Source organism: Streptomyces sp. NPDC003300 (genome assembly GCF_040610915.1).
In the GTDB taxonomy this organism is placed as follows: domain Bacteria; phylum Actinomycetota; class Actinomycetes; order Streptomycetales; family Streptomycetaceae; genus Actinacidiphila.
Window position 1 is genome coordinate 321936 of sequence record NZ_JBEXNE010000006.1, and the last position, 11963, is coordinate 333898.

Annotated in this window: 7 protein-coding genes; all 7 read left to right on the forward strand. The window is 73.0% G+C overall.

From position 1 onward, the window contains the following. Positions 1-329: 329 nt before the first annotated feature. The 7 genes from pstC (at position 330) to ABZX65_RS12360 (ending at position 11833) form a co-directional block, all read left to right on the forward strand. Positions 330-1355, forward strand: coding sequence for a phosphate ABC transporter permease subunit PstC (pstC, locus tag ABZX65_RS12330; protein WP_355337106.1), 1026 nt, complete (start codon positions 330-332; stop codon positions 1353-1355). Positions 1356-1359: 4 nt separating this feature from the next. Continuing rightward, the gene (gene pstA / locus ABZX65_RS12335; RefSeq protein WP_355337108.1) at positions 1360-2667 is read left to right on the forward strand and encodes a phosphate ABC transporter permease PstA; all 1308 of its coding nucleotides are present in this window, start codon (positions 1360-1362) and stop codon (positions 2665-2667) included. Continuing rightward, entirely contained in the window at positions 2667-4463 is a 1797-nt protein-coding gene (locus ABZX65_RS12340; RefSeq protein WP_355337110.1) for a phosphate ABC transporter substrate-binding protein PstS, read from the forward strand. Before pstA ends, ABZX65_RS12340 begins: the two co-directional genes overlap by 1 nt. Then, complete coding sequence (locus tag ABZX65_RS12345; protein ID WP_355337112.1) at positions 4460-7216, forward strand: hypothetical protein; 2757 nt, start codon at positions 4460-4462, stop codon at positions 7214-7216. Before ABZX65_RS12340 ends, ABZX65_RS12345 begins: the two co-directional genes overlap by 4 nt. Positions 7217-7409: 193 nt before the next feature. Beyond that, on the forward strand, positions 7410-9662 hold the full coding sequence (locus ABZX65_RS12350; protein ID WP_355337114.1) for an Ig-like domain repeat protein: 2253 nt from the start codon (positions 7410-7412) through the stop codon (positions 9660-9662). A gap of 277 nt (positions 9663-9939) precedes the next feature. Continuing rightward, positions 9940-10932 (forward strand): class E sortase, encoded by a 993-nt coding sequence (locus ABZX65_RS12355; RefSeq protein WP_355337116.1) that lies wholly within the window; start codon positions 9940-9942, stop codon positions 10930-10932. Between the two features lie 136 nt (positions 10933-11068). Then, complete coding sequence (locus tag ABZX65_RS12360; protein ID WP_355337242.1) at positions 11069-11833, forward strand: phosphate ABC transporter ATP-binding protein; 765 nt, start codon at positions 11069-11071, stop codon at positions 11831-11833. Positions 11834-11963 lie beyond the last annotated feature (130 nt).

Sequence of the window (11963 nt, forward strand, 5' to 3'; positions counted from 1 at the left end):
CCAATGTGGCCGGATCGAGCCCCCTGTCGCTCGTCACCCTCCGTGCTCACATCGCCCGCCAACACCACCGGTCCCGCCCGTATCGCGCGCCGAGCGCCCTCTCAACACCCCTTCTGGGCAGGCAAGTTGCTAGGTGCATAAGGCAACCGAGCGGGAGATGGGTAGTTTTGTCGGACATTGGACAACCTCCACAGGCCACTCACAACTTCTCACTATCTGTTGTTCATTTTCTCCTCAGGTGAACAGTGTCATTCGGCCATTGAGGCCCCGTTCACTCCTCGCAACGCGACGCCATTCGGCGCGCGGGAGCGCTGGGGGGAGAACGACACGTGACATCCACACAAGTGGTGTCCCGCACGCCCGAGTCGGTCGGGGGCGACGACGCCCCCCGGCGGCTGCGGGCGGCCAAGGGGATCGGGGACCGGATATTCCGCGGGCAGCTCACGGCCGCCGGTGTCGCCGTACTGGCGATCATGGCGGCGGTCGGCCTGTTCCTGCTGCTACGGGCGAGCCAGGCGCTGCGGGTACGCGGCTTCGCGTTCCTGACCACCGCGCAGTGGCAGCCCGACGTCCACAACTTCGGCATCGCCGCCGTCCTCACCGGGACCGTGCTGATCGCCGCCGTGGCCGTCTGCTTCGCGCTGCCGCTCGCGGTCGGCACCGCGCTGTTCATCTCGGAGATCGCGCCGCGCCGGGTGCGCCGCACCCTGGTCGCGATGGTCGACCTGATGGCCGCCGTGCCGTCCGTCGTCTACGGCCTGTGGGGCCTGTTCTTCTTCCAGGGCCATGTGATCGGCCTGTCCCGCTGGCTGTCCACCTGGTTCCACTGGGTGCCCTTCCTGCGCGTGGACGGCGTCGAGCCGGGCGAACCCCTCTCCTCCGCCAGCGTGTACACCGCCTCCACCTTCATCGCCGGAATCGTCGTCGCGATGATGGTGGCCCCCATCATGTGCTCGGTCATGCGCGAGGTCTTCGCGCAGGCCCCGGCCGGTGAGCGGGAGGGCGCCTACGCGCTCGGCTCCACCCGCTGGGGCATGATCCGCTCGGTGGTGCTGCCGTACGGCCTGGGCGGCGTGATCGGCGGCACGATGCTGGGGCTCGGCCGGGCGCTGGGCGAGACCATCGCGGTCTACCTGATCATCTCCCCGGTCTTCCAGATCCAGCCCCACATCCTCCAGACCGGCTCGAACTCCGTCTCCTCGCTGATCGCCCTGCACTACGGCGACTCCTCGGACTTCGGCATGTCGGCGCTGATGGCCGCGGGCCTGGCCCTCTTCCTGCTCACCCTGGTCGTCAACTTCACCGCGTCCACGATCGTCGCGCGGTCCCGCTCCGGCTCGCTGAGCGAGGGGTGACGACATGACGGACCTTCTGGCCGAGCCCGCCACCGCCGCCACGAACGCCGCCGCAGCCGCCGCCACAACGGCCGCCGCCGCGCCCGCCACCACCGTCGTCGTACGGCAGCCGGCCGACGCCCCGGACGCCGCGCAGCGACGGCGCGCCCTGGGCGGCGTCGCCCGCGGCGCGGTGCTCAACGTCCTCGGCGCCGCCGCCACCGGCCTGTGCACCGCCCTCCTCCTCTTCGGCCGACTGGCCCCGCTCTCCGGCCCGCTGGGCTTCGCGGCCGTCACCTACCTGGTCTTCCTCGCCGCGTACGCCCTGCTGTGCTCGCTGGAGCACGACGGACCCGCGGTCCGCGACCGGCTCATGACCGTCGTGCTCTGGTCCGCCGCGGGACTGCTGTTCTCGGCCCTGGTCCTCGTCGTCGGCTTCACGCTGTGGCGGGGGCGCGAGGCGCTGCCGCACGGCAACTTCTTCACGCAGGACATGCAGCTCGCGGGCCCGCTCGACCCGATCACGGTCGGCGGCATCACCCACGCGATGCTCGGCAGCCTGATCATGATCGCCATCGCCCTGGCCGTCACCATCCCGCTGGGCATCGCCTGCGCGGTCTACCTCAACCAGACCCGCGGCCGGTTCGCGCGCTTCGTGCGGACCATCGTCGAGGCGATGACCGCCCTGCCCTCCATCGTGGCCGGACTGTTCATCTACGCCACCTGGATCCTGATCCTGCACTTCCCCAAGTCCGGTCTCGCGGCCGGACTCGCGATCAGCGTGATGATGCTGCCGATCATCATCCGGGCCTCGGACGTCGTCCTGCGCCTGGTCCCCGGCAATCTCACCGAGGCCGCGGAAGCGCTCGGCGCCCCCCGCTGGCGCACCGTCTGGCACGTGGTGCTGCCCACCGCGCGCTCCGGGCTCGCCACCGCCGTCATCCTCGGCACCGCGCGCGGCATCGGCGAGACCTCGCCCGTCCTGCTCACCGCCGGATACGCCACCGCGGTCAACGCCGACCCCACCAACGGCCCGATGCTGTCGCTGCCGCTGGCCGTGTTCACCTTCGTCAAATCCCCGGAACCGGCCATGGTGGCCCGCGGATTCGGCGCGGCGGCCGTGCTGATGCTGCTGGTCCTGGTGCTCTTCACCATCGCCCGGCTGATCGGCGGGCGCGGCCCCGGCCAGCTCTCCAAGCGCCAGGGCCGCCGCGCCGCCCGCGCCTCCCGCCGCGACGTCGAGCGCTTCGACGACCTGCGCGCCCCCCGCCCCTCGCTGTTCGCTCCCGCCGCAGACCCGGCCGGATCCCCGCTTCCCGGAGAGAACTCCTGATGCCCCGCCGCACCTCAGCCCCGGCCGCCCTGCTCATGGCCCTGCTCGCCCTGCTGGTCACCTCGGTGTTCGGCCCCGGCGTCCAGCGCGCCGCCGCGGCCGACAGCTACGTCCCGCTGTCCGGCGCCGGATCGACCTGGGCGTTCAACGCCGTCGACCAGTGGCGGCGCAACGTCAAGCAGTACGGCATGGAGATCCAGTACGCGCAGACCGGCTCCTCCGACGGCCGGCACCAGTTCCTCAACGGGACGGTGGACTTCGCGGTCTCCGACATCCCCTTCCAGACCAACCCCACCGACGGCTCCGCGCCCGAGCACCCGACCAACGGCAGTTACGCGTACATGCCGATCGTGGCCGGCGGCACCGTGTTCATGTACAACCTCAAGGTCAACGGGAAGCGGCTGACCAATCTGCGGCTGTCCGGCGAGAACGTCACCAAGATCTTCACCGGCGCCATCACCAACTGGTCCGACCCGGCCATCGCCGCCGACAACCCCGGCCTGCGACTGCCCGCCAAGAAGATCGTGCCGGTGGTCCGCTCCGACGGCTCGGGCTCCAGCGCCCAGTTCACGCTGTGGATGGCCAAGCAGCACACCGCGCTGTGGAACACCTACTGCGCCAAGGTGGGCCGCGCGGGCGCCTGCGGCTCGACGTCCTACTACCCGCCGGTGCCCGGCATGATCTCCCAGGCGGGCGACCTCGGCGTGGCGGGCTACGTCGCCCAGGACTACGGCGACGGCGCGATCGGCTACGTCAACTACTCCTACGCCAAGAACGCGCACTTCCCCGTCGCGAAGGTGCTCAACCACGCGGGCTACTACACCGAGCCGACGCCCGCCAACGTCGCGGTCTCGCTGGTCAAGGCGCGGATCAACACCGAGAAGAACTCGCCCGACTACCTCACCCAGGACCTCAGCGGCGTCTACACCGACACCGACAAGCGCAACTATCCGCTGTCCAGCTACTCGTACATGATCCTGCCGCTCAAGGTGCAGGGGCAGTTCACCCAGGCCAAGGGCACCACGCTGGCGGCCTTCTCGTACTACTTCATGTGCCAGGGCCAGCAGTACGCGCCCAAGCTCGGCTACTCGCCGCTGCCGATCAACCTGGTGCAGGCGGGCTTCGACCAGATCCGCCGCATCCCGGGCGCGCAGACCCAGACGATCAACGTCAAGGGCTGCCACAACCCGACCTTCAGCACCGACGGCACCAACACCCTGGCCAAGTCGGCGCCCTTCCCGCAGGACTGCGACAAGCGGGGCGCCGCGCCCTGCACCACCGGCAGCGGCGGCGCGTCCACCGGCGGCTCCGGCGGATCGTCCGGCGGCTCCAACGGCGGCGGTACGAGCGGCGGTTCGGGCAACGGCACGGGCGGTTCGGGCAACGGCGGTACAGGCGGCGGCGGTTCGGGCGACGGCTCCGGCGGTACGGGGAACGGCGGCACCGGCGGCTCGGGCAGCGGGGGCGGCGGCAACAGCTCGGGCGCCGTCGACCCGGACACCGGCCTGCCCGTCGACGCGTCCAACGGCGGCTCCCCGGACGGCGGTTCGTCCGGCGGCGGCTCAGGCGACGGCGGTGCGAACGGCGGCGGCAACGGCAATCAGGTCGTGCTCGCGCAGCCGGTCGCCGTCGGCGGCCACAACGGCTGGGGCGGCACCCAGACCCTGATGCTCCTCGCGGCGCTGCTCGTCGTCGGGCTGGTCCTGGCACCGGCAGCCACCTCCCGCGCCCTGAACGGCCGCAAGGCCTCGGCCGACCGCACCGCCTCGACCGACCGCAAGGAGGACACGCCGTGACGACCCCGCGACAGTCCCTCGGCCGCCGGCTCGTCCGGCGCCTGCTCACCGGCGCCCTGCTCGGCGCAGTCCTCGGCGCGGCGGCGGCCCAGGCGGCCCCCGCCCTGCTGACCGACCTGCGGCCGGCCGCCGCGCAGTCGGCCGCGTCGGTGCGGGCGGCCCAGTCGAGCCCTTCCGCCCAGTCGTCCGCCGTGACCGTCTCCGGCCGCGGCGAATTCGCCGACATGCGCTTCCGTGTCAGCCAGACCCGCGACCTCGCCAACCAGGCGATCAGCGTGTCCTGGACCGGCGGGGTGCCCACCACCTTCGCCGGCACCCAGTTCAACACCGACTTCGTCCAGATCATGCAGTGCTGGGGCGAGGACGACGGCGCCGTCCCCGGCAACCCCGGACCGCCGCGCACCCAGTGCCAGTTCGGCGCGTCGCCCACCACCGGCCGTAACACCTGGCCCGGCAACCAGGCGGACGACACCCGGCAGGTCTCGTACAGCGCGGACCCCGGCAGCTACGGCGAGGACGACAAGTACGGCGCGGGCCGCCCGTTCGGCCGCGGCGAGGTGCCGTTCAAGTCCATCGACGGCACCGTCGTCACCAGCGACACCCAGAACAACCGCTTCTACAGCTACAACACCACCAATGAGATCGACTTCGGCCGCACCGGGGCCGACGGCACCGGGCAGGAGTACGTCGAGGCGCAGACCAAGGAGGAGGCCCCGCACCTGGGCTGCGGCGCCCCGGTCAAGCACCCCGACGGCAGCGTCACCGGCCGCTCCTGCTGGCTGGTGATCGTCCCGCAGGGCCACCTGGACCTGGACGGCAAGCCCTACCAGGACCGCACCCAGGTCAACGCGGGCTCCCCGGTGTCCTCCACGAACTGGCGCAACCGCATCGCGGTCCGGCTCGACTTCCAGCCGGTCGGCGCGACCTGCGCGATGGGCGCGCGGGAAGTCGACACCACCGGCAGCGAGTTGGTCTCCGACGCGATGGGGAGCTGGCAGGCCAAGCTCTGCGGCACCGGCACGGTCTTCGGCTACACCACCGTCGGCGACTCCGAGGCGCGCGGCCAGCTCACCGACTCCGGCGACAGCCTGGTCTTCACCACCCTGCCGGTCACCGGCGAGACCCGGCCCGCCGACACCATCACCTACGCGCCGGTCGCGCTGTCCGCCGCCGTGATCGGCTTCAGCATCGAGCGCCAGCCCCGCTCCGACGCGCCCGCCGACGTCAGGAAACGCGCGGGCACCCGGGTCGGCTCACTCGACCTCACCCCGCGGCTGGTCGCCAAACTGCTCACCGAGTCGTACCGCAACTCGCCCTGGGGCGCGGTCCGTACGACATACGACGACGGCGGACCCCGGCTGACCGCGGCCAAGGGCTACGACTGGGCGCTGCACAATCCGGGCGGACTGCTCACCGACCCCGAATTCCTCGCGTACAACAAGGAGTTCGCGGACCTGTCGGTCGCCTCCAACCCGAGTACCGACACCGACCTGATCACCGCCTTCGGCCACAGCGACCTGGCCAGGCAGGTGTGGACGTGGGTGCTGGCCGACCCGCAGGCCCGGCAGTTCCTCGCGGGAGTGCCGGACGACTGGGGGATGCGCGTCAACCCCTTCTTCAGCTCCAACGGCGACCTCAACCCCACCGGTTACGCCTTCTCCGCCGACCGCGACGACTTCCCCAAGAACGACAACTGGGAGACCGTCCCGCCCGGCAGCGGCGCCCCGGACAGCCAGAAGCAGAAGATGACGGACTTCCACCCGTACGTGGACGACCTCTACACCGGCGCGCTGCGCACCCGCCGCGGCGACCAGCTCTGGAAGTCCAACTGGGACCCGCTGGCCACCCCGCCGGTCTGGAAGACGCCGGGCCCGCAGGTCGCCGGGCAGCGCTTCATGCTGACCATCACCGACGCGGCCTCCGCCGCCCGCTTCGGCCTCCAGACCGCCCGGCTGCGCAACCCCGCGGGGGAGTTCACCGCACCGACCAGGGCCGCCCTGGTGGCCGCCGCCGACAAGGCGAAGGCCGCCGACGGCGTACGGCGGATCGACCCGACCGCGAACGCCAAGGGCGTCTACCCGCTGAGCATGCTGGTCTACGGCGCAGCCCGCCCGGCCGAACTGGCGCCCACCGCCCGCAAGCAGTACGCGGACCTGCTGCGGTACGCCTCGGGCGGCGGCCAGGTGCCCGGCACCGCCCCCGGCACGCTGCCGGTCGGCTACGCGCCCCTGCCGTCCGCGCTGCGGGCCGAGGCGGCCACGGCCGCGACCGCCCTGGAGACCTGGAAGCCGGCCCCCGGCCCCGGCGGCTCCGGCGCCCCGCAGACCGAACCGGGCGCCGCGGACGGCGGCACCGGCTCCGGCGGCGGCACGGGCGGTGACGGCGGCGGCAGCGGTACGGCCGGCGGCTCCGACGGCGGGAGCGGGAGCGCGGACGGCGGCACCGGCGGCCACACCGCCCCCGGCGGCAAGCCCGGCGCCTCGCCCAGCCCCACCGCCGCGACCGGTTCCCCCGCGACCGTGCCGGTCGCGGGCGGCATCACGCCCTCCGACCCCGGTTCCGCGCTGCGCTTCGCGGTGCCGATCGGGGCCGGCCTCGGGCTGCTCGCCGCGCTGGGAGCGCCCTTCGCCGCCGGTACCCGGCTGCCGCTGCGCCTGAGCCTGCCCGGCGGACGCTCCCTCACCATCCCGCGGCCGACCGTCCCCGCCCGGCTGCGCGGCTTGCACCCGCCACGTCGGCGACCGGGCGGCTGATCCGGCCCGCGCCCGCCACGTCGGCGACCCGGCGGCTGAACCGGCCCGCGCGCCGGGCCACCCACCAGACACGTCGTTCGCCCCGAGTCTCAGTCGGGGCGAACGACGGGCTCCACCCTGCCAGACCGGCCATCCGGCTCCGGCGGGTCCCCACCCGTCACGCAGTACGAGTCCCCGATCAGGAGACAGAGATATGCGCACCAAGCGCCCCATCGCCACGATCGCGGCGGTCATGACCGCGGCCATCGCGGCCGGTACCCTCACGGTCGCCGCACCGGCCTTCGCCGACCCCGCGCCCGGCACCTTCGGCACGTACGTGGGCGTCGGCTCCGACACGACGCAGGACGTGCTGAACGCGCTGGCCGGCACGGCGCTGCCGGACGTGGCGTCGTACGACGCCACGGGCTCCGCCACCATCAAGACCCGTGCGAACGGCGTGACCTTCACCCGTCCGAACGGCTCGGGCGCGGGACAGAAGGCGCTCAGCGCCTCGCTGATCGGGGACACCGACCCGGGCGGCACCGTGAACATCGCGGGCCAGGTGGACTTCGCGCGCTCCTCGGGCGCCCCCTCCACCGCGGGCACCACCCTCACGTACATCCCGTTCGGCCGGGACGCGGTCGGTTACGTCGCCAAGGGCGACTTCCTGAAGAACCTGACGCGCACCCAGCTCAACGAGATCTACTCCGGCACGGTCACCACGGTCGCGGGCCACCCTGTGCGGCCGTTCATCCCGCAGTCGAGCTCCGGCACGCGGAAGTTCTTCCTGAGCGCCATCGGCGTCGTCAACCTCGGCAGCAACGTCAAGGGCACCGACGACAACGGCAAGACGGTCGAGGAGAACCAGGCCAACGGCGTCATCCTCAAGGACGGCGACCTCGTCCCCTTCTCCGCCGCGAGCTGGATCGCGCAGAACAATCACACCGCCCCCGACCGCAGCACCGCCGCCGCGCAGAACGGCGCCTTCATCGGCGCCCTCGACCTCGGCGCGGGCACCCCGGTCAGCCCCGTCGTCAAGGGCGCGGACGACAAGCTGTCCCCGTTCGGCGGCTACTACGACGATCCGACCTTCGGCCGCGACGTCTACAACGTGGTGCCCACCCGCGCCATCGACACCTCCAGCGCCTTCTTCGACAAGGGCCTGTACGACACCTTCGTGAGCGCCGGCGCGCACAAGGCGGCCATCGCGTCCGACGTGGCCGAGAAGACCATCGCCGCGTTCGGCTTCCAGAACGAGCCCTACAACGGCAGCATCGACACCTCCGTCCGCGGCCACGCCAAGGCGGGCGGCCTGGAGACCAACAGCTCCTCGCTGATCAAGCCCGCCGCGGTCGGCGCGCTGGCCGCCACCGCCCCGGCCCCGCGCCAGCTCACGCTGAGCTGGACCGCGCCCGCCGACCCGGCGCTGCCGGTCACCGACTACCGCGTGCGGATCACCGACAGCGCGGGCGACGTCGCCTTCAGCACCGACCTCAAGGCCCCGGCCACCTCGGTGACCGCGACCCTGGCCCCCGGCGCGTACACCGCCGAGGTCTACGCCTCCAACCTGGTCGGCGACGGCCCGAGCGTGACGGTGGCCGGCACGGTCAGCGAGGTCCCGAAGGGCGCTTCGAAGATCACCCCCGCCGTCTCCCCGGCGAGCGTCCCGTACGGCACCGCCGCCAAGCTCGCCGTCGCCGTCAGCGGCCCGTCCGCCGCCACCGGCAAGGTCACCGTCAAGGACGGCGCGGCCACCCTCGGCACGCTGACCCTGGACGCGGCGGGGAAGGCGTCGCTGACGCTCCCCAAGACCCTCGCGGTCGGCGCCCACACCCTGTCCCTGTCCTACGCCGGTGACAGCAGGCTCAACGCCTCCGCCGCCACCGCCAAGGTCACCGTGACCAAGGCCGCCGCCCGCGTCGCCGTCGGCGTCTCCCCGGCGAAGCCGGCCTACGGCACCTCCGGCCGGCTCTCCGTCGCCGTGACCGGCCCGGCCACCGCCACCGGCAAGGTCGTCGTCAAGGAGGGCAAGACCACGCTCGGCACGGTCGGCCTGGACAAGACCGGCCGCGCGTGGCTGACGTTGCCCAGGACGCTGAAGGTCGGCACGCACACCCTGTCCCTGTCCTACGGCGGTGACAGCCGCCTCAACACCGCCGCCGCCACCTACAAGGTCACGGTCGTCAAGGCCGCGCCGCGCATCGCGACGAAGGCCCCGGCCGGCGTCAAGACCTCGGCCCGCGGCAAGGTGACCGTCGCCGTCACCGCCAACGGCGTCACCCCCACCGGCTTCGTCCGGATCTACGACGGCAAGAAGGTCGTCGGCACCGCCACCCTGAAGAACGGCAAGGCCGTCGTCACGCTGGCCAAGCTCACCAAGAAGGGCAAGCACGTCCTGACGCTGCGGTACTCGGGTTCGGCCACCGTGAACACCGGCAGCAAGTCGTTCGCCGTCACCGCGAAGTGACCCCGGCTCCCGCCCCGGCGGACGGCACCCGTCCGCCGGGGCGGGAGACCCGCGCACGGGTGCCGCGCGCACGGGTGGCCGCCGCCCGCTTCTGGTATCGCCCGGTGCGCCCCTGTCGCGTGAACCGCCGTGACCCCGTGGACCTTTCGCGCCGCACACCACCGTCCAGCCCCGCACGTTCCCATCCGCTGCGCACGCCACCATCCAGCCCCGTACACCCCCATCCAGCCCCGTACACCCCCATCCAGTCCTGGACATCCCGAGGAGGCAGGCCGCCGTGACGGTCACCGACCAGACTCCGCCGCGGGCGGCGCGTTCCGCCGAGGCACCGGCCGAGACGCCCGAGGAGGTGACGCGGGCCGAGACGCCCGGCGGAGAGCCGACCGAGGAGCCCGCCGCCGCCCCGGCCCCCCGGCCCCGGCGGCCCGCCGCCCGTCAGCTCGCCGCAGGCGCGCTGCTCGCGCTCGCCGTGCTGCTGCTCGGCCTGGCCGCCAACCTCGTCGTACTCAGCGGGGTGCAGCACAGGTCCGCGCAGCAGGACCGGTTCGACGCGCTGCGCGCCAGCCTCGCCGAAGGCACCGTGCCGGTCGGCCAGACCGACGAGCGCGGTCGGCTGCTCGCGCCCGGCACACCGCTCGCGCTGCTGGAGATCCCCCGGCTGCACCTGCGCGAGGTGGTGGCGGAGGGCACCTCGGCCGACGTGCTCACCGGCGGCGTCGGCCACCGCCGCGACACCCCGCTGCCCGGCCAGTCCGGCAGCAGCGTGCTGATGGGCAGGGCGGCGGCGTACGGCGGACCGTTCGGCGCGCTCGACCGGCTGCGGCCGGGCGACACCTTCACCGTCACCACAGGACAGGGCCGCCACCGGTTCCGGGTGCTCGACGCCCGCCGCGCGGGCGACCCGGCCCCGGCGCAGCCCGCCGCGGGAGGCAGCCGGCTGGTGCTGGTCACCGCCGACGGCCCCGCGTATCTGCCCAGCGGTGTGCTGCGCGTGGACGCCGACCTGGTGTCGAAGACCGCCGACACCCCCGACGCCGTCATCCGGCCCGGCTCCCTCCCGGCCGACGAGCAGCCGATGGGCACGTCCACCAGCGAGCTGTGGAAGCTCGTGATGTGGCTCCAGGCGCTGCTCGCGGCGTCCGTCGCGGCCGTGTGGGCCTGGCACCGCTGGGGCCGCCACCAGACGTGGATCGTCTTCCTGCCGCTGACCGCCGTCGTCGGCTTCCAGGTCGCCGACCAGGTCACCGGCCTGCTCCCCAACCTCCTCTGACCCGCCCACCGTCCGCCCCGTACTGCCCGAGGTGCCCGCCGTGACCGACATCGCCACCCCCGAAGAGACCACCGTCGCCCTGCCCGCGACCATCCCGCCCGAGACCGCCGTGCCGCGCGGACCGGGCGCCGCCACCCTGGACGCGCGGGGCATCTCCGCCTGGTTCGGCACGCACAAGGTCCTCGACCGGGTCTCGCTGACCATGCCCGCCGGCCGCGTGACCGCCCTGATCGGCCCGTCCGGCTGCGGAAAGTCCACCTTCCTGCGGACCCTGAACCGGATGCACGAGATGATCCCCGGCGCCGCCATGGGCGGCGAGGTCCTGCTCGACGGCGACGACATCTACGCGGCGGGCCGCCCGCTCACCGAGGCCCGGCGGCACATCGGCATGGTGTTCCAGAAGCCGAACCCGTTCCCCGCCATGAGCATCTACGACAACGTGCTGGCCGGACTGCGGCTGACCGGCACCCGCGCCTCGCGGCAGACCAAGGACCTGCTGGTCGAGGAGTGCCTGTCGCGCGCGGGCCTGTGGAAGGAGGTCAGGGACCGGCTGCGGCAGCCCGGCGGCGCCCTGTCCGGCGGCCAGCAGCAACGGCTGTGCATCGCCCGCTCGCTGGCGATCCGCCCCCGCGTGCTCCTGATGGACGAGCCCTGCTCCGCCCTCGACCCGACGTCCACGCGCCGCGTCGAGGAGACCATCAGGGAACTGGCCGACGAGGTCACCGTCGTCATCGTCACCCACAACATGCAGCAGGCCGCCCGCGTCTCCCAGAACACCGCCTTCTTCCTCGCCGAACAGGGCACTCCCGGCGGCATCGTCGAACACGGCCCCACCGAGGCGATGTTCGCCAACCCCCAGGACACCCGCACCGCCGACTACGTCAACGGCCGCTTCGGCTGACCGACCGCGCCGCCCTCGTCGTCACACGCGTCCCGGACCGGATGTTCGCCGCCGTCCCGACGGGCCTGACGCGGTCGCGGGTGACCTGCGCGACCGAACAGCCGCAGTCGCCGGGCGTGCCGACGCCGGT